A 20,135-nucleotide genomic window follows, 5' to 3' on the forward strand; every position below is an offset into this window, starting at 1 on the left:
TTTCCTATTATGAAAACACTTTTTGTATTACTATTCATGACCATGTCCATAGCCGACGAACCGCGGAAAGTGTTGCTATTTTACAAGGCAAATGGCGCACAGCAATTAAAATCCCAGTTGTCAATATTTGAGGCAGCCAAAAAAGGAATGCAGGAGCGCGATATCAATGTCGAAAGCATCCCATTTTCTACCCAAAATGCAGATCAGTGGAAGAAATGGAAAGTTGATACCAACGAGGCATTTACCTTCATTTTGGTCGGCCGGGACGGGGGCGAAAAGCATCGGTCAGACGAAGCTGTACCCACTGAAAAGCTCTTCGGCCTCATCGACGCGATGCCGATGCGGAAACGGGAGATCAATAACTGAACAGCCGCGCAATGGAAATTCCTGCGCCGTAATTGCGGGGATATAAGTCGCCCAGATCCGTCGCCAGCATCACTTTCAGCACCGTATTTTTCACAAAGCCGGGTTGCGTCTGCAAGCTCAGCAATGCCGAAAACTGGGCCGGACTTCCTTCAAACGGCGAATCGTAAACGCCGAAATTCCGTGAATAGGAGAATTTCCCAAGCCAGCTCACTTGCCGCAGTAAAGTACCCTCCACGCCCACATGCATGACTGCCACCCGGTTGTTGCTGGTGAAAAAATTGGCATAATTCGGCCAGTTCCAGCGCGTGTCCGAAGTGGGTGTGATAAACGGCGTACCTATGGTCCTGTCGAAATAGGACCAGCCGTCACGCACCTGCCCGTTATTGAAATAATCGTCCTTACCGCGCTTCCAGCCAGGCAGATTATCGTCCGCTTCCGGCCCGCCCTGACTTTTGGTGTGAAGATATTCCAGCAAAAGGGTATTGATCTCAAAATTGGATCTCCCTGCTTTTTTTCGCTTGAAACGCACTCCATTGAGCCCGTCGGCAATATTGTTCAGCCAGAAAAGTGAACCGTCCTCGTAAATATGCTGGCGATAAATGAGTATTTGGACCGGCTCCGTTTCAATTTCCATCGCCAGATCAATGCTGCCCAGGTGGTTACCTACCCGGTTCGTCTCGTCAAAATGACTGGCATTTTCGGCCCCGCGCGTCCCGAAAATCACATTGAGATAATTCTTGAAACCCTTGGGCATTTCCCCGTCGATCGTATTGAAATCCGACTTCCCGCTCCATTGCACCTGGTGATTGAAGCCCCCGTATAATTTCAGTTTCGAATGCGGCTTTCCGATCCTTCCGTAGAGTGACTTTTGGTGCAAACGGAGGCCGGGCGTGACCGGCCGTTCCCGCTCAAACCAGCCGTCTGAATAAAATCCCTGAAACGAAATCCAGCCTTGGGTGAAAGGTACCGGCACAAACCCGATGGTACCCAGCTGCACTTTCGGGATCGGCAATGCATTGGTGGACCAGGCGTAGGAACCCGTTCCGAGCGTGGAATCGGCCAGCCCGACCCACTGTTTTTTTCTCCCCGCAAACAATTCCCAGTTCTTATATCGCAGGGTTGCGTGCCCCTGGGGCAGTAGTATTTTGTTTTGGTTTGAAATAAAAGCCGTCGCCTCCGCGCCTACTCCCACCCGCCAGTGTCCCGACGTCGAACCCAATGGTTTGAAATAACTTACTTCTCCACTTATTACCGCCGCCGGGCCCGTTTTCGGTATTGTCCCAAACTGGTTGGATTGTATCCAGAACGGCGTGCGACCCGAGCTTCCCATATACCCCGCCACGGAAACGGAAGCACCAGACGAATCCGCATAAGTGACGTTTTCGGTGGTATTTTGCGCATATCCAATTCCCGAAACCAGCAGAAAAATGCAGCTGGTCCGGGCGAAACGGATAGCTCGTTTAGTTGTTAAAATCATCATGATTGATCCGCCAGCGCACGATCATTTTTGCGGTACGCCCAGTAGAAAATCTGGGGCAACACGGTGAATGACAAGAACATACATATCAACAATCCACCTACGATCATAATAGCAAGCGGCTTCTGGATCTCGGAGCCCATTCCATTTGAAAGTGCGGCGGGCAATAACCCGAGCGAGCCCATTAATGCGATCATAATCACCGGGCGGATCCGGCCGTAGATACCGTCGGAAATAGCCTGTTTAAGTGGCAGTTTGTGCAAAAGGTTATCTTTCATCACGTGCACCAGAATAATTCCGTCGATCGTACAAACTCCGAACAGAATAATAAACCCGATTCCCGCCGAAATGCCGAAGATCGTATTGGTTACCCAAAGCGAGATAAAGCCGCCGATGAATGCAAACGGAATGGTAATGAGCGAAATCAGCGTGTCTTTTACATTTCCGAAATTCATGTATAGTAAAAAGACGATCATCACCACAGCCGCCGGGATGATCAGCGTCAGCTGCCGGGTAGCGCGTTCCTTGCTTTCAAACTCGCCCGCCCATTCCACTTTCGTGTTCTTCGGAAACTTCACATTGTCTTTCACCACTTTCTGCCCCTCCGCAATGGTACTCCCCAAATCCCTTCCTTCAATACTAAAACCCACTCCGATATAGCGGCTGCTGCCTTCGCGGTAAATAAATGCGGGGCCGGTACGCGTGCCTATCGTGGCAATTTCTTTCAAAGGTACCTGGTGATCGTCGAGCGACGGGATCAGGATATTGCCGATCTCTTCCTCGGTATTCCGGTATTTTTCCTGGTACCGGATCGTGATATCAAACATCCGGTCATTTTCGTAAAATACAGAAGCCGCTTTGCCGCCGATTGTCATTTCAATCACCGCCTGCGCGTCGGCCATCGCTACCCCGTGCCGCGCCATGCGGCCTTCGTCGAGCTTGATATTCAGTTCGGGCAGACCGATATTCCTGTACACCAGAATGTCGGTAATACCTTCCACATTTTTCAGATTCGCAGCAACGTCGTCTGCCTGCGCTTCCATTTCCACGAGGTTATCTCCAAAAATTTTGACGACCAGCGAGCTTTTCACGCCCGCCACATATTCCTCCACATTGTCCTGAATAGGCTGACTGAATCCGAAGTTGATACCTGGAAATGAGGCCAATACATTTTTCATTTCGGCGAGCAGCTCTTCTTTCGTGATATTCCTTTTCCACTGCTTTTCAGGTTTCAGCTGCAAGTGGAATTCGTTGTTGAAAAAGCCCGTGGGATCGGTACCGTCGTTGGGGCGGCCCGTCTGGCTCATTACAAAACTCACCTCGTCGAAGGAACGTAAAGTATCCCGCAGCGCATTGCTCGTTTTGACCGATTGTTCGAGGTTAATGCTGTTTGGCAAAGTCGCGCGGACGTAAATAGCGCCTTCGTTGAGTTTCGGAATGAACTCGGTCCCGTAGTTCATAAATTTGCCCACACAAACCGCAAACAAAACAACAAACGAGACGAGTACCAGCCGCTTATGCCGCTCACTCCATTCGTAAAGCTTGAAGATATTGTTCCGGAAAAAATTGACAACCGGGTTATTGATCTCGCGTACATTGTTCTTTAACAACACCTTACACATTGCAGGAACGAATGTCAGACTTAATATCAGCGACCCTACCAGCGCATAACCCAGCGTAAATGCCAGCGGCGCAAACATTTTACCCTCCACTTTCTGGAATGAAAAAATCGGGAGTAACGCGACGATCAGGATGATCTGCGCAAAGAAAATATGCGGCGCCACGTGCTTCACGCTCCGCTTCATCAGGCCCAGCTTCGACATTTTATTAAACCGGTCGACGCCCATTTTCAGCGACGTTCGTTCCAGGTCGACATATATTTTCTCCACGATCACCATCGTACCTTCCAGCAGCAGCCCAAAATCGATCGCCCCCAGCGAGATCAGGTTCGCAGGCAGACCCTGAATGCGCAGCATCGTGATCGCAAACAAAAAGGATAGCGGGATCACCAAAGCCACCGTGACCGTGGTGCGCCAGTTGAACAAAAAGACAAACACGATCAGCGAAACAAGCACGATCCCCTCGGCCAGATTGTGCGTGACCGTATTCACAGTCGCGTCGACCAGTTCCGTACGGTCGATCACAGGGACGATTTTCACGTCGGCCGGAAGAATGCGGTTATTCAGATCGTCGATGGTACCTTCGAGGCGGGCGATCACTTCACTCGGATTTTCACCCCGAAGCATTACCACAATCCCCTCCACCAGGTCCTTATCCTCATCCAGGCCAACCTGCCCAAGTCGCGGCTTGGCGGTAATTTCCACGTCGGCCACCTGTTTTACCAGCACCGGCGTATTGCCTTTGACCTGGATCAGGATGTTTTCAATGTCCTTCACACTTTCCAGCAAACCCATTCCACGCACTACATAAGCCTGGTCGCCCTTCTGGATCACGTCGCCGCCGACGTTGATATTGCTTTTTCCAACAGCTTCAAAAACGTCCAGCGGCGTGAGGTTATATTGCGCCAAAAGCGCCGGATTCACGCGCACTTCGTAAATTTTCTCCTCCCCGCCGAAGCTCGCCACGGTCGCCACGCCCGGTACTGCTACCAGCTCACGCTCGATCACCCACTCCTGCAACGCAGTCAGCTCCTTTACAGGCCGCTCACTTTTAAGCACATAGCGAAAGATTTCGCCTGTGGCACCATAAGGCGGCTCTATTTCTGCGTCCGCGCCATTTGGCATTTCGATGTTGCGAAGGCGCGTGGACGCATATTGCTGGGCGTAAAAATCTTCTACCCCATCCTCAAAAAGCACCGTCACCACCGATAGCCCGAAGAGCGATATGGAACGCACCTGCGACTTTTTCGGAATCGTGTTCATTTCCTTCATCACAGGCAGTGTAATGAACTTTTCGATCTCCTCGGCGCTTCGCCCGGGCCACTGGGTAATGATCCTGGCGCGGGTATTGGTCACATCCGGAAACGCTTCGATCGGCGTGTGGATATAGCTCACCACGCCCACAACGGCCAAAACGGCGGTCATGAAAAATATGATCATCGTATTCTTCAAGGAAAAGGCTACAATGCTTTGTGTCAGTTTTTGCATGAAATTTCTTTATTTATCCTGATCGAGGACTTCGGAAAAAAGCAGGAGCTGGTTGTTGATCACGACCTTTTCGCCCGCTGCAATACCGCTTTTGAAAAAGAGGCGATCGTTGTCTTTTACGTCGGCTACTACCTTCCGTGGTTCAAGGGTATTGTCGGATTTCTGGATCAGGACATAGTTTTCGTTGTTGTGCATGATCAGCGCAGCGGCGGGAATTCCCACCGCCAGCTCCTTGGAATGCCGGGTTACCACAGCCTCAATGGTCAGTCCGGGTTTCAGTTTCAGTTCCTTGTTGGCCATTCTGATCCTGGCTTTCAGTACCCTTTCAGTCGGGTCAAAAACCTGGGAAATGTCGGAGATCGTGCCTTCGAAAAAGTCGTTCGGGTAGGCTTTCGATTTGATGACCGCCTTCATTCCTTTTTGTACAAATGAAAGATCGACTGCGTAAATATTGGCCGTAACCCACACTTCCGACAGGTCTGAAATCGTAAACAGGCTCGCTTCGCTGCTGCCCACCTGCGTACCTTCCGAAATGTTGTATTCGACCACATAACCGCTCACCGGCGCTTTGATCTGGAACACGCCTTTTTCCGAACTCGCATTGTAGAGTGAGAGATTGGATTTGATCTTTTCGATCTCCGACTGTAATATCTCGGCTTCACTTTCGGCCTCAACCAAGTCTTTATCCGACGCAATACGGTCTTCAAACATGGATTTGACAGAAGCGAGCTTGCGTTTTGCGACTGATAGTTGCGATTCCAAAACGCGACCCTGCGCATTCAGTTCCGACAATTCGCTGCTGCGCATTTCGGCCAGCACCTGCCCTTTCGTAACCCGGTCGCCGAGTGAAATGTGTGAGCGCGTGATCATCCCCGTAACCAGACTGGCGTACCGGACAACCTGGTTCGGATTGTATTCGATCTGCCCCGTGAGTCTGATCGATTCGGTAATCGGTTCGATCACAGCGGGATAAGTGACCACGCTGCCGGGCTGGTACGAAGTCTGTTTCTTTTCGGTCACCGGCGCTTCCTTTGGCTCGTAGCAGGAAGTCATCAGCATCGCCACGGTCGATAAAGTGAATAGGTTTGATTTGAACATATATATGGTACTTTTTAGGTCTTAAATCTCTGCTCCTGTGGTGTAAACCAACTTTTCGCGGCTCTGCCGGAGCTGTTTGATGGTGGTAAAAATCGTCCGCTTGTTGGAAATGTAGGCTTCGAAAAAATCGAGGTACTCGACCATATTCACATTGCGCTGCGCGAAGTAGCGCGTGTATGAGTCGAGCACATGATCGAGCTCCCCGCTGTATTCGGGATCGAGGTTTTGATAGGCTGAGATGCTTTTTTGCAGGTCGCGGAATGCGGCGGTCACCTCGGTTTCGATCTGCTGCACTTTCTGTTTCGCCTGCACATCCGACTGTTCAATGCCGATCTTGCTTTCGAGGATATTGCCCTGGTTCCGGTTGAAAACGGGCACATCGAATTTTACCCCAAACCCAAAAAAGTTGAGAAGAAAGTTACCGCCGCGGTCGTAGTTGATACCCAGATTCACATCGGGTTTGCGCTGCGCATATTCGTATTCATATTTCTTTTTTGCCCAATCCTGCTGCATGACACTGATCTTGCCATCGGGCCGGTTGGCGAGCGCGGTCGCCGTTATATTACTCAGCGCAAGCGACGCTAACGTTTCGGTATCAGGCACTTCTGGCGTTTCAAATATGAGGTAACTGCTCGCCGGCGTATGCAGCAAAATCGTCAGGTCCTTTTGCAGGTCATTGATCTGCATCTGCGATTCCACCAATTCCTGGCCGAGTTCCAGTTTCAATGCGCGGAGGCGAAAGAGCTCGGGTTTGTTTACATTTCCCTGCTTGTACTGGCTTTCAAAAGAGGTCAGCAGCCGGGTTACGGCCGTTTGCTGGTTGCTAAGTACCGTTTGATAAGATTGCTGAAATGCGAGCTCGAAGAGATATTCGCGCAGCTGTAACTTCATTTCCCGGATCAGTTCCGAAAAATACTCTGCTGCTATATCGCGGGAAACCGATTCGAGGGCAATGCGTTTCCGACGTTTTCCGCCCGTTTCGATGAGCTGCGAAAGCTCTGCGGTGAATTCGCGGTTTCTACTAAAATTCCCGAATAACGGCGGGATCGTTTCTCCGGAAGAAAGCTGGTTCCGCGTCGCCCACAGATTCACTTCGTCGAGACTGAACTCGGGATTGGGCCAGAGTTTAGCCTGGATAATTCCAGCTTCGGCCTGCCTGATGCTCAGTTTCTGCGCAATCAGGTCGAGGTTATTACCCAGAAATAATGCTTCCGCTTCTTTTTGATTGATTCTCAGCGTGTCCTGCGCCGACACTTTTAACGAAAAAAAGATAGAGGAGGTCAGCGCGAAGAACGCTATGATATACACCTTCACAGAATGTCTGTTTGTTGAAGGCACAAAACTATCTGCGCAACATTAGAGCGTTCTTTGAGCTACATTAAAAGTAAATGAGAAGTCAGAAAAGAATACGGACAGTGATGCCCGCGCCGACTGTCGACCGGATCTGTAAATCGATACCATGATTTTCCAGAATCTTGCTGGAAATCGTCATTCCCAGTCCGTTACCCCTTGTTCTGGATACATTGCCGCCGCGGTAGAACGGTTCGAATATGTGGGCAAGATCGTTCTGACTGATGCCTATTCCCTTGTCGGCTATTATCATTTGCAGCCGCTCGCCTGCCAGTTCAAGTGTAATATCGATGGGTTTCCGGTCTGAAAATTTGGCTGCATTTTCGATGAGATTGTACAATGCAATATAGAGCTGCGTCGGGTTACAGGTGAATGTGAGTACGTCCGTGCGGCCTTCGGGCAGCATTAATGCGAGGTTCGTTTGGGTATCGGGGTATTCGGATTGCAGCTGGTCGAGCACTTCCCACAGAATTTCGTCGATCCGCTGCCCGCTTCTCATTTCCGGCGTCTGCTTTTCAAGATCAGCCAGGATCAACAGGTTTTTCAGGATCTTCTCCAAACGTTCGGCATCATGCAGCACATCGCGGCTTACCGATTTGTATTCTGCGACAGACCTTTCTTTGTTCAGCAGAACTTCCAGATCACCCACAATAGCCGCGAGCGGAGTTTTGAGCTCGTGCGAGGCGTGACTGATGAAATTCTTCTGTATCTGGATATTCTGGTACGATTTGTCGAGCATCGCATTAAACTCCTTGAAAAGGTCTTCCAGTTCGTCGCGCGTTTGGGGGTAAGTGAGCTGCTTCCGGTCGCGGGTCACATCCAGCGCTTTCACCTGCTCGATGATATTGCGGATCGGCTGGTAGGCGATTCTTGACAAAGTATAACTCAGCGCCACGATCACAATGATACCAACAAGCAGCGCGGTAAGCAGTATTTTTAAAAATTCATTCTCCTGTGCATTCAGTGTAGGGTTATTGGCTTTGATGATCACACTAAACGAACCCTGGTTATCCCGGTAGTAGATCGCGTAATAATACAAGCTGTCGATCTTGAAACTGTAACTCTCCCGGTCGCGGATCGTTTTGAGGATCTTAATGGTAATGTTAGAATCCGCGTCCGCCTCACCGAAGTGAATGTTGCCTGCTTTATCGTACAGCCGAATCTCCTGATTTGCGGTCGCGGTCAGGAATCGTTTCTCGATTCGTTTGTACTCTTTGGAGCTCATTTCGTCTTCTTCGAGGTAAAACATAGCTGTGAGCGACGCTTTTCTTGCAAGCTCCTCGAAGAAAATATTCTCAGCTGATTTGGTAAAATTAAAATAGATCAGCGCGGACGAGACGGTGAACACCAGGCTGAAAACCAGGGAAGAAACGAGGGTAAGCTTGTGCTGTACTTTCATTTTTGCGCCGATATCATATAACCCCGCCCCTTCACCGTTTTGATCAGTTTTTCGGAAAAATCAGCATCGATTTTGTTGCGGAGATAGGAAATATATACATCGACCACATTGGTATAAGTATCCGCATTCGCACCCCACACGACCTGCAAAATCTGACTTCTTGTAACTATTTTATTCTGATTTTCAAGCAAATACACCAGAAAGCGAAATTCTTTGACAGACAAAACAAGCTCCCTTCCTTCGCGGGAAACTGCATTGGTATCGAGGTTTACACTCAGGTCACCACAGGTTAGCACATTGTCTTTGGAATAATGCAGCTCGTACCGCCTCCGCAATGCATTGATCCGCGAAAGGAGTTCGGGAAAATGGATCGGTTTGGTGAGATAGTCGTCCGCGCCCAGGTCCAGCGCCTTGATCTTATCCTCGGCCTCACCCAACGCGCTGAGCATGAGCACGGGCGTATCCATTTTCCGGTAGCGGATCAGTTGCGTGAGCTGCAATCCGTCGATATCGGGCAGCATGATATCGAGGATAAAAAGGTCCCAGGTTTCGTCCTGGATCAGCTGCCGTGCTTCCGCTCCATCCTGTGCCAACTGCACTGAATAGCCCGCTTCCTGCAAACCCTTCACCAGAAACCCACCAATACGCCCGTCATCTTCGACTACCAGAATTCTCATTTTTCACCACAGATTTTCACGAATTTAGGCAAAAACGAAAGGTTTTCGAACCCGCCGCCACCAGAGCATAAATCCCGTCACTGCCAGCAGGCCGGGTGTGAGCCCAATGATCGCGTACAGAATTTTCACCGCTGTTCCACCAAAATTACCAACGTGCAAAGGGTGAAATGTGGCTTCAATGCGTTCTCCGAGGGACTTGTCAGCCAATTTGGTTACCTGAAAAACCTTGCCCGTCTGCTGGTCAATCCGCACGGAATTGCCGGCGCCGAAAAGTTTCCACTGACCTTTTTCATACCCCCTCACTTCAAATTTACGTTCCGGCTGCGTAGGCAGATACGCATAGGTTGGTTCGAGATCCGGGAAAGCATTCAGCGCTGTGCGGTACATAGTATCTGCCGACGCCGCCATGAATGTATTGGGCTTGGTCGCCACGATTTCTTTTTCCCAGGTCTTCTTTTCCAGGGCAAACATATTCATCCAAAAACCTGTGAAAAAGATGACCGCATTGAAAACCAGCGACCATACCCCGACGATCCGGTGCAGATCGGAGCTGATAGTCCGCCAGTTTTTACGGTTGAGGGAAATGCGGAATGTCAGCACTTTCCAGATCATTTTCTTGTAAACGATCGCGCCGGTGAGCACCGAAAGCAGCATCGTTATGCCAAATATGGCCGTGAGTGCCGCGCCCGGAATGCCCAGCTGAAAACTGAAATGAAACTGAAACAACCACTCAATAAAGCTAGGCATAAAATCAGTCGCCGGCCCTTCGCGCAGGATTGCGCCGGTGTAAGGATTGAATGAGATCAGCGCCAGATCGTAAGTCAACAGTTTCTTATCATTAAAGTAGATCCTGAAATTGTAAGCTTCGTCGGGCCTGGCTGCCGGATTTAACCAGGCGATCCCGTCCAGGTTGGGATACCTGGAAGTGATCGTCTCATAGCACCGCATTAAAGCATCTCCCGAATTACCCGTTTCTGGCGGCGAAACGTGTAGCAAGTCCTGATTTGCAAGCTGATCCAGCTCCGTTTTGAAAACGAGTACCGAGCCGCTCAGTCCCAGCAGGATCAGGAATATCCCTGTTATCAACCCAAGCCAGCTGTGGAGCCGGAACAAGGTTTGATTTAATCTGAATTTTTTCATAAAAAGGCCAGCCACAGGATTACCAGAGTTGATAACTAACCCCGATCCGGATATTGAACGGATCGCCAAGACCCGCCGTCGTCACACCTGACCGGCTTCCGGTGAAATAGTGTTTGTTGGCCAGATTATACGCATTGAGCTGCACCTGGTACCTGTTGCGCGAGTAAGAAATAGCCGCATCCAGCACTGTATATGATGGAAAAACGAAATTCTGGTTGCTCAGCAAGCCCACCTGGTCGCTCACATATCGCACGCCAGCGGCGATTCCCAGCCCTTTTAATGCCTGAGAAGGTAGCGCATATTTACCCCAGAAATTAATCTGATGTTTGGGCGCATTGGCAAAACGGTCGCCTTTTTTTCCGTAAGTCGTGGTGCTGATCAGTTCGTGCTCGTTGAATGCATAACCCGCAACTAAACTCAAGCGGTTAAGGTTTCCAACGATCGAAAACTCTCCCCCGCGGCTGCGTGTGCCATCGATCGCTGCCTGCCGGTGCGAGTTTTCCTCCGTCGGCGCAGCAGTAAGGATATTGGCATAATTGATCTGGTAAAGCGACAAAGTAGTCGACAATCGGTTGCTGATCAGGTCGGCTTTTGTGCCTATTTCGTACTGCGTCGCCTGCCGGGTCGGGAAGGGCCCACCCGAGAGCACATTGTTGGAAGTCTGCGGATTGAATGATCTGAGGTAGGTTCCGTACACTGATAGATTTTTTACCGGCAAATAAACGACTGCGATCCGCGGAATCCAGCCTGACGTTTTTAGCTCGTCTCCCTGCTTGTTATCCCGATCTGACAGAGGCGTTTCCTTCCCATTATAATCATCATAACGCAGTGAAAGCAGCACTTTTAATTTACTCCCCACACTTACCTGATCCTGGACATAAGCGCCTGCCAGATTGGTAATGCGCTTGTTATCATCAGATTCGTCTGCCGGCGTCGAAGGGTCGGGAATGCTGCCGGTATAGTCGGGATTGAGGATCGAGATCCGGGTGGAAGACTTGTAACTGTAATCATTTTGCGTCCAGCCATAGCGGTTATAGTCTGCCCCGACGATAATCTGGTGGCCCAAAAAGCCCGTTTTGGCAGTATAAGTAGCAAATGCGGTCGTTTGCAAACTAAACCGGTCTGTTTCCCAATCCTGGAATCCGCGGCTGATCGAATCATTCCGAATCCTGCCCACCGGAATATGATCTGTGTAATCAAGGACATTTCTTACAGCGCGTTCCACCACGGTCACTTTCAGGTTATCATTGATTTGGTGGTTGAATGTCAGCGTAGCCGACGCATTGTGCGTTTTTCCGTAATCCGTCGGGCTTTGTATCGTCAGATTTTTGGGATAATAATTGAAATCGAAGGTCCCGTCGGGCCGGGAGTGAATATAGCTTCCGTTGTCATATTGCTGCACCGCCTTTGAGTAAGCGTAGTTGAGTTCAAGATTGAAGGAAGTTCGTTCGCTGGGCAGGTAAGTGAGCGACGGCGCTACGAACAGGTTTTTTTTATTTTGATAATCCCTAAAACTTTCCGAGCGATCATATCCCACAATAGCCCGATATAAGAGCTTTTTATCTCGGGAAACCGGCCCTGTAAAATCCACAGATCCCCTTCCAAATCCCCAACTTCCAAGAGAAAGATCCACAGTTGCCCGTCTTTCAGATAATGGCTTTTTGGTAATAAAATTGACCACACCACCGGGAGAACCCTCACTGAACAACGCTCCCGAAGGCCCACGCAGCAACTCTACTGATTCTATATTGTACAGCAAAGGCTGCTGGCTCCATAGATACAGATTGCCGCGTATTCCGTTAAAAAGCAAGAAACTGGCATCGGTTGGAGAGTAAGCCGTAAAGCCGCGGATCTGAAAAGAACCGTTTCCATTATTGGCTTTCATGCCCGTGAATGTGCCTGCGATCTCATTAAGGGTAAAAGCCTGCCGGTCGCGCAATACGGCCGAAGACACTACCTGCACAGATTGAGGGGTTTCAAGCAGCGGCACGTCCAGCCGCGTCGAGCTGCTTGAACCGGAAACCTGGTATGCACTTCTCGCTGCGCTCACGACGACTTCGGTCAGCACCTGGCGACTTTCAGAAAGTTGTAGATTGAGAAATGGATTTTTCCCCTTCACAATTTTAAGACTCTGGGAATAAGCAATATATCCGACATTAGACACGGTCAGAACGTAAGATCCGGGCGTAATACGTTCCAGGCTGAATTGCCCATCGGCTCCTGTAATAGTTCCGACCGGGGTATTCTGAAATGCAACGGAAGCGCCGATCACGGGTTCGTTGTCTGCATTTACAATGCGGCCACTAAGCGCCCCCAGTTCGGATTGAGCATTGGTTTTCAAACCATTAAACAAAATGGTAATAAGGATAAACAGGTATTTGAATTTCATTGGATATGCAATGATAAACGCGCCGCTCGAAGGCCGAACGGGTGCAGTCAGGTTGAAGTTTTTAATAAATAATGCGTCAGGGGATATTTAAACGCAAGGCGGGGGAACAACAACGGCTAACGGCGCCTGGTAAGCGGCCAGCTGATAGGGAAAGGCAAGTTGCTGATTGTCAGCGATAGGCTTTGGAAGGAATTCAAATATGGTGACTGGTGATGCAAAAAGATGCAATATGGGCAGATTACGCACCTGCTCGCCGGTCTGCTGATCTTTTTTCTCCTCCTGCGCTTTCAGTCTCTTCGCGAGGTAGCAATGGCCTTCGCAATGCAGCTGCGGCTTGTCGCGGTTTTCGCAAAGCACGCGGGTAATGTAATCCTTGTTAACGTGATAATATGCGATAGTACCCCACTGACTAAAAGTCGGCAGGATTGTAACGATGAGCCATATGTAAAGCAACGTAACTCGCATGGATTATGCGCAAATATAGCGATGGATCACATAAAAAAAGCCGCCTCGATTGAGACGGCTAATTTTTACCAATAGATTTTAAGCTTTTGCAACGTCGCGCAAAGCTTTGATCTTATCATGCGCAGAATTGATTCCCTGCGCCTGTGAGCTTACCAGTTCACGAGCATCTGCCGGAAGATCACTGCTTTCCAGCGCATCTTTATACGCTTTTTTGATAGCATCTTCGCCGCGCTCAGCTTCCGACAGAATACCTGCACGGTCACTTCCGCCGAAAATTGATTTTATGTCAATCCATGCGCGGTGCAAAGTACCGCTTACACTTTGTTCATTTTCAAGATGTGGCGCAGAACCTGCAATCGCAGAAAGTTCCTGAACGTTTTTGCGGCTCTGCATTGCATAACCTTCAAAAACCACTTTCAAATCCACATTTTCATCATTGATATCTTCAATCGCCTTTTCAAAACCAGCTACACGGTCATTGTTGATCTCAATAAGATCGTGAATTAAACCATTCGCATTTTCGAGACTTGCCATAATCGTTTTTTAGTTTGTTTGATAGCTCTACTAAGAATATTGTGCCACTACCCTCCTGCCCGCATAAATTTTTTGATAATTAGCGTTGCCAGGCGTATTTAAAATCGATTCTGAGCGGCCCCGATTTTCTTATTTTAATGATAAACATTCCCATAATTTGTTAATTTTGATCACTTTAACTACACCCTTTCCTTGTTCCAGGCATTATGAAACAATTTCTCCGGATTGCAGTAATAGTCGGTTCCGCTGTTCTCTCCACGATGAGCTCCTGCCGCAAGCCCGTTGATGTGATTGAAGCGGAAAAGGGGCAGGAAAGTGTGGACAGCATTCCCGCCACCGGGCACAATCCCGTCCAACTGGAAGATCCTATTTTCTTGAACCGGCATTTCGCCAAAGGATTTATTACTGATCAAATTACCAAAACTCCCGAAGACAGCCCGTTGCTTCCCTGGCTCGCACGCGAAGCAGCAGCTTTCGATCCTGGAAATCTTGTTTTAACTGGCAATCCTTCGCCTATGCTGGCATTTGGTGACGGTATGTCGGCCGGGTGGATGAACGGCGGACTTTACAGAGCCGGGCAGCAAACTGCTTTTCCGAATCTGATCGCACATCAAATGGGTCTGAAAAATTTCAAATCGCCGCTTTTCGATCTGGAACACGGAAATGGTACAGGCTATTTTGTTCAGACAAGTCGAAATGGTAGCCCGACCTGGTCGGAAGTGACTAATAACCTTGCTATTACGAAGCGAAGCAACGTGCCGGAAATGGTGCCTTATCAGGGAGGTGATGTTGAGAATATGTCAGAGCCCCGGTTGGATCAGGGCGGTATCGGCGGCACGCTTTCCCCCAAAGAGAACGGCTGGATATATGGTGCGGACGGACGTGGCTGGACAGACGATATGATCTTTTTCTGGCGCATGAAACCGAATGCAGATAAAAACAAGGATACTTACTGGGATCTATTGAATACCAGCGTGGCCACAAAAAAGCCTGCGATCGTAATTTCCAGCTTTGGATTTGATACCTGGGCAGAGCTTAATATCAAGGAAGCGACGCGGGGGATTGACTGGGCAATGTCCTCATCCGAATCGTCGGCATTAACAATTTCAGTTGCAGAGGTGGCGCAGCGGGCAGGCTCGCAAGGTGTCGTATATACGATCCCGGCGTTCAGGCACTTACCCTATTTTTCCTGGCAAACACAACTGTCAGGGCCCCCTAGCCCTGAACAATACAGCTCAGCTACGCTCAGCGGTACCAATCAGCGGATCCGCGAGGAAGCAAAAACCAAAAAGCTCCTCGTTGTGGATCTCGAAAAGATATATGAGCAGATTTTTGCAGGTAGTTATGTGACCGGAGATGGGTACAGAATCAGCGGTAAGCCGGGCGGTAATTTTTTCTCGGGCGACGGCATTTATCCTTCGGCTATCGGTAATGCGGTTATAGCCAATGAAACGATCAAGGTGATCAATGCCCATTTCGGCTCAAAGATCCCGCTGATCAACCTGACTGAATATGCTGCTTATATTAAATGATGAATGACGTAAGTCTCGGTTTGCTTTTCTCCGGGCTATTCGATTTTAGAAGTTATTCGGTGCAGCGCAGCTCTTCCAGTATTCGATGATCACCCTGACGGTGTCTTTAACTTCTTGAAAGGCGCCTGGTTTTACAAAAAAACCTTGTGCAGAACTACTATAAGCATCGATTACCGCCTGGTGGTTTAATGCAGTTGTAAAGAAAATATAGGGAATACACCGGAGGTTCAGCTCTGCGTCAGTATGCAGCTTTTTCCTCAGCTCCAACCCATTCAATTTTGGCAGATTAATATCAGAAAGGATAATGAAAGGTCGGTCGGTGCTCTCGTAGAGATATTCGAGTGCAGACAAACCATCGGAAAAGTACCTTCTCTGGTTAGGAAACCCCAGCTCTTTAAATGCTTCTTCAAGGACAAACCGGTCGTCTTCGTCGTCTTCGATGATAATGATAGTACCGCCTTTATCCATAATTAATGATCCTTTAAGCAAAAGCACTAAAACATGCCATAGCGCTGGCGAAGATCATCATATTTTCAGGAAGTCCCGTCAGGAAGTTATAGGGAATTAAAATGCCAGCGGAACAAGCGTGACGCGCCTCACATAGATTCAATGTGCTTGAAATGTAGAATTTCTTTTGTACGAGATAAAATATAAAATTAACTACTTATATTTCTACAAAACTTTACAAGTAATTTTATGTCCGCTGAGAATAACATGATGTTCTATCGTTGTGTTTTCCTTTACATTCTGCTCACATCCTTTTTCTCATTGCGGGCGTCGTGCCAGAATAAGCCCCTCCATTTTAGGCATTTATCCTCAGAACATGGCCTGGTTGATAATAACGTAAATTGTTTTTTTCAGGACAGCAAAGGTTTTATATGGATAGGTACCAGCGCCGGATTGAGTCGGTACGACGGGCATGAATTCAGAACTTACAGAAACGAAGAAGGAGACAATAACTGCCTGACCAACAATGCAGTAACGAGCATTACAGAGGACAAAGCAGGCAATATCTGGATTGCTACAAGCGGAGGCGGCCTGAATATGCTCGACTGTACGAGAAAGCGTTTTATAGCCTACATGTTCAGCGCGAGCAACAAGAATAGTGTCTCCGGCGACTACATTAATCAGATTGTTTTTGACAAAAACGGAAAATTGTGGCTCGCGACAACCGGTGGATTAGATCTCTTTGACATAGAGAAAAGGGTCGTGACCGCGCGCTACCACTTTAACCCGGATAGAGCCAACAGCCTCAGCAGCAATAATGTAAATACAGTTTATTGCGACCAGAACAACAATATCTGGGCCGGCACTTCCGCCGGATTGAATCTGCTGAACCGGCAGACAGGCTCTTTCAAGAGATTTATTACTGATAAAAGTCGGCCTAATTCGCTTTCAGGAGATGAAGTGCGCTCTATTTTCCAGGATTCCAAAGGCCGCATCTGGATTGGTACTTATGGAAACGGGCTGAACCTTTACCAGCCGGGCGACGGTACATTCCGGCGATTTAAAAACGAACCCGGAAACCCGGCCAGTCTATCGAACAACAGCGTTACCAGCATCAGCGAGAGTCAGGGTGACATCTGGATGGGAACAGAAAACGGCGGATTGAATATCCTGGATACCCGCAGCTGGACATTTACATCTTACATACACGACGAAATTGACCTGAGCAGCGTCGCTGGAAATTCGGTCGACTGCATCTTCAAAGACAGCCAGGAAAACTTGTGGATGGGCATTTTCAGCAGCGGCATCAACATTTACAAGCGCGAAAACGGCTTCCAGCACTTCCGGCGCAATGCAACTGCCAATAGCCTTTCGAACAACGCAGTGCTTTGTTTTTATGAAGATCTAGAACAAAAAATGTGGATCGGGACCGACGGCGGGGGCATTAATCTGTTCGATATCACAAAGCAGCAGTTTGTTGCCTCTTCAAAAAAGAATCCGGTACAAGGAATTTCCGCCAGGTTTGTTCTCACAATTGTGCCTGGTAACGCGCGTAAACTTTGGATAGGAACATGGGGCTCAGGCCTGAATGTGCTCGACCCGAAAACGGGCCGTGCGGAAGTGTACAGGCATAAACCGGGCGCTGCGAACACGCTGTATTCTGACAACGTTTATGCAATTGCCAAAGCGTCGGATGGGAAAATGTGGCTAAGCACTTACGGGGAAGGTATCGACGTTTTTGACCCGGCTACAAAAAAATTTAAACATTACCTCAGTGATCCCGATGATGTAAAAACGCTGTCGGACAATACTGTGAATTGTTTTCTGGTCGACAGGAAGGGGACATTGTGGATCGGTACCGACGAAGGGCAACTGAACAGGTATCATCCGGAGACAGATTCGTTCACAAGATTTCAGGTTGCGGTAGGAAAGCAAGTTTTCAACGGGGCCGTTAACTGCATTGCGGAGGACAGAAATGGCATTTTGTGGCTGTCTACATTAAAAGGCGTGGTCCGCTTTGACCCGGCGAACCAAAAGTTTAAAAGGTATACGACGGAGAACGGGCTGATCGATAATGTGACGCAGGCGATTGTGGAAGACAATTCGGGCATGCTTTGGATCAGTGCGAAAGGCGGACTCTCAAAGTTTGATCCGGCGCGTGAAAAATTCGAGAATTATCCGGTTGAATTTGGATTGCAGGGCCGGGAATTCAAGCAAAAAGCAGCTTATAAAGACAGGCAGGGAAACTTGTATTTCGGTGGTCTTAAAGGATTTAATAAGTTTAACCCGCAGCGTATCGACCGCAAGCAGGCTACTTATCCTATTGTGATCACCAGTTTTAAGATCCTCAATAAAAATGCAAAGGTGGTGAATCCAGACAATATCGCACCAGTTCTGGATACTGAGATCGCCGATGCCACGCGGCTTACTTTGTCGTATAATCAGTCCTTTATTTCCATTGATTATGCAGCGCTGGATTTTACGTCTTCCCGAAGAAATTATGCCTATTATCTGGAAGGATTTGAAGAGGATTGGAATTATGTGGGGAGCAAAAACGCGGCTGTGTACACCAACCTGCCGCCGGGGGAATATGCTTTCCAAGTAAAGGCGCAGAACATTTCGGGAGATTGGGTAGTAAGGCAGCAAAGCCTTGCTATCGTAGTTAAACCTCCTTTCTGGGCAACCTGGTGGTTTCGCGCATTGAGCTTTCTGTCTTTGGCTTGCATTATTTACCTTCTATACAGACTCCGGGTTGCAGCAATTATGCGGCAAAAGGCAACATTGGAATCGCTTGTTGAAGAACGCACAACTATGGTCCAGAATCAGGCCGGAGAATTACATGCACAGTCTGAACATTTACAGGCACTGAACGAGGAATTGCAGGCGCAATCGGAGGAACTGCGCGCGCAAACGGAAGAACTTTACGATCAGCACAGCCAGGCGCAGCTCGCCCGGGAAGAAGCCGAACGCGCCAATCACGCCAAAAGCATATTCCTTGCCACGATGAGCCACGAGATCCGGACACCTATGAACGGAGTGATCGGAATGACGGCCTTACTGTCTGAAACTGAGCTCAGCACCGAGCAGCGGGACTACACCAGGACCATTTCAGCATGCGGCGAAACGCTGGTCAACGTGATCAACGACATTCTTGACTTTTCCAAAATCGAATCGGGTAAGCTGGACCTGGAAGCCCACGAATTCGAACTTCGGATCACGATGGAAGAAATCTTGCAGCTATTTGTTTTGCAAGCTTCGCAAAAGGGTATTGACCTCCAATATTCCATTGATAAGCGTATTCCGCATTTCCTGGTAGGCGACAGTTCGAGGTTAAAACAGATATTAACAAACCTGATCAATAATGCACTCAAATTCACCGATCGCGGACAGGTTACGATTGACGTGTGTCTGGAAACCGAGCTGGAATCCAGCCAGGTCCGCGTCGGGTTTACCGTGAAGGATACCGGTATCGGCATCATCACAAGCAGTATTCCGAACCTGTTCCGGGCATTTTCCCAGGTCGACTCTTCCATTAACCGCAAATACGGCGGCACCGGGCTGGGGCTGGTCATTTGCGAAAGACTCGTGCGCTTAATGGGCGGCGTGATCTGGGTAGAAAGTGAATATGGAAAAGGATCTTCCTTCCGATTCAATATCGTGACCGGTTACACAGACAATATCTCAGACCAGAGCAGGACGATCCCGGGACAGAACACGAGCGCGAAGGTACTGGAACTCGATTTTGCCCTGCATTATCCACTGCGGATCCTGGTGGCGGAAGACAACCTTGTCAATCAGAAATTCATTGAATATGTACTGAACAAACTCGGATACGAAATCAGCATGGTGAGCAACGGATTGGAGGTGCTGGAAAACCTCACTGCGCACACTTACGATGTTATCCTGATGGATTTGCAAATGCCGGAAATGGACGGACTTCAGGCTACAAAGATCATCCGCGAGAGAAATGGGTGCAAACCCTATATTGTAGCCCTGACTGCCAACGCCATGAGTGAAGACCGGAACAGGTGCTTCGCCATTGGAATGAACGATTACACAACCAAACCGATGAAACTGGAAGCGCTCAAAAGTGTGCTCAAAAAGGCATTCTACAAGATCCAAATGCTTCAACCCGACCTGCAATAGCGTTTCCT

Annotated in this window: 14 protein-coding genes; 3 read left to right on the plus strand and 11 right to left on the minus strand. The window is 48.9% G+C overall.

Going from position 1 to position 20,135, the window contains the following annotated elements; translation table 11 throughout:
• Positions 1-9: 9 nt before the first annotated feature.
• Positions 10-366: a DUF4174 domain-containing protein gene (locus KOD92_RS01180; RefSeq protein ID WP_215231693.1), complete on the plus strand. Its 357-nt coding sequence runs from the start codon at positions 10-12 to the stop codon at positions 364-366.
• Here the strand turns inward: KOD92_RS01180 and KOD92_RS01185 are convergent.
• From KOD92_RS01185 to KOD92_RS01230, 10 genes are all read right to left on the minus strand, one after another.
• On the minus strand, positions 356-1,846 hold the full coding sequence (locus KOD92_RS01185) for a capsule assembly Wzi family protein (RefSeq protein WP_229254473.1): 1,491 nt from the start codon (positions 1,844-1,846) through the stop codon (positions 356-358). The genes KOD92_RS01180 and KOD92_RS01185 overlap by 11 nt on opposite strands.
• Positions 1,843-4,950, minus strand: coding sequence for an efflux RND transporter permease subunit (locus KOD92_RS01190; RefSeq protein ID WP_215231694.1), 3,108 nt, complete (start codon positions 4,948-4,950; stop codon positions 1,843-1,845). The genes KOD92_RS01185 and KOD92_RS01190 overlap by 4 nt, the downstream gene beginning before the upstream one ends.
• A gap of 9 nt (positions 4,951-4,959) precedes the next feature.
• Positions 4,960-6,048 (minus strand): efflux RND transporter periplasmic adaptor subunit, encoded by a 1,089-nt coding sequence (locus KOD92_RS01195; protein WP_215231695.1) that lies wholly within the window; start codon positions 6,046-6,048, stop codon positions 4,960-4,962.
• Positions 6,049-6,069: 21 nt separating this feature from the next.
• Positions 6,070-7,362: a TolC family protein gene (locus KOD92_RS01200; RefSeq protein ID WP_215231696.1), complete on the minus strand. Its 1,293-nt coding sequence runs from the start codon at positions 7,360-7,362 to the stop codon at positions 6,070-6,072.
• An 82-nt stretch (positions 7,363-7,444) separates the two neighbouring features.
• Positions 7,445-8,797 carry a sensor histidine kinase gene (locus KOD92_RS01205; protein WP_215231697.1) on the minus strand — a complete coding sequence of 451 codons (1,353 nt, stop codon included), beginning with the start codon at positions 8,795-8,797 and terminating at the stop codon, positions 7,445-7,447.
• Positions 8,794-9,474 (minus strand): response regulator transcription factor, encoded by a 681-nt coding sequence (locus tag KOD92_RS01210; RefSeq protein WP_215231698.1) that lies wholly within the window; start codon positions 9,472-9,474, stop codon positions 8,794-8,796. The genes KOD92_RS01205 and KOD92_RS01210 overlap by 4 nt, the downstream gene beginning before the upstream one ends.
• Before the next feature lie 24 nt (positions 9,475-9,498).
• The gene (locus KOD92_RS01215) at positions 9,499-10,614 is read right to left on the minus strand and encodes a PepSY-associated TM helix domain-containing protein (RefSeq protein WP_215231699.1); all 1,116 of its coding nucleotides are present in this window, start codon (positions 10,612-10,614) and stop codon (positions 9,499-9,501) included.
• Positions 10,615-10,633: 19 nt separating this feature from the next.
• Positions 10,634-13,003 (minus strand): TonB-dependent receptor, encoded by a 2,370-nt coding sequence (locus tag KOD92_RS01220; protein WP_215231700.1) that lies wholly within the window; start codon positions 13,001-13,003, stop codon positions 10,634-10,636.
• A gap of 87 nt (positions 13,004-13,090) precedes the next feature.
• Positions 13,091-13,468 carry a hypothetical protein gene (locus tag KOD92_RS01225; protein WP_215231701.1) on the minus strand — a complete coding sequence of 126 codons (378 nt, stop codon included), beginning with the start codon at positions 13,466-13,468 and terminating at the stop codon, positions 13,091-13,093.
• 78 nt (positions 13,469-13,546) lie between these two features.
• Positions 13,547-14,002 carry a PA2169 family four-helix-bundle protein gene (locus KOD92_RS01230; RefSeq protein WP_215231702.1) on the minus strand — a complete coding sequence of 152 codons (456 nt, stop codon included), beginning with the start codon at positions 14,000-14,002 and terminating at the stop codon, positions 13,547-13,549.
• A 206-nt stretch (positions 14,003-14,208) separates the two neighbouring features.
• Between KOD92_RS01230 and KOD92_RS01235 the strand changes: the two genes are divergently transcribed.
• A complete protein-coding gene (locus KOD92_RS01235; RefSeq protein ID WP_215231703.1) occupies positions 14,209-15,534 on the plus strand; it encodes a hypothetical protein in 1,326 nt (441 codons plus the stop codon).
• Between the two features lie 45 nt (positions 15,535-15,579).
• On the opposite strand, the gene KOD92_RS01240 is transcribed toward KOD92_RS01235, so the two are convergent.
• Positions 15,580-16,002, minus strand: coding sequence for a response regulator (locus KOD92_RS01240; protein ID WP_215231704.1), 423 nt, complete (start codon positions 16,000-16,002; stop codon positions 15,580-15,582).
• Positions 16,003-16,230: 228 nt separating this feature from the next.
• On the opposite strand from KOD92_RS01240, the gene KOD92_RS01245 reads away from it, so the two are divergent.
• Positions 16,231-20,127, plus strand: a complete 3,897-nt coding sequence (locus tag KOD92_RS01245; RefSeq protein WP_215231705.1) for a hybrid sensor histidine kinase/response regulator — start codon at positions 16,231-16,233, stop codon at positions 20,125-20,127.
• Positions 20,128-20,135 lie beyond the last annotated feature (8 nt).

It is taken from the genome of Dyadobacter linearis (genome assembly GCF_907165045.1).
GTDB lineage: Bacteria > Bacteroidota > Bacteroidia > Cytophagales > Spirosomataceae > Dyadobacter > Dyadobacter linearis.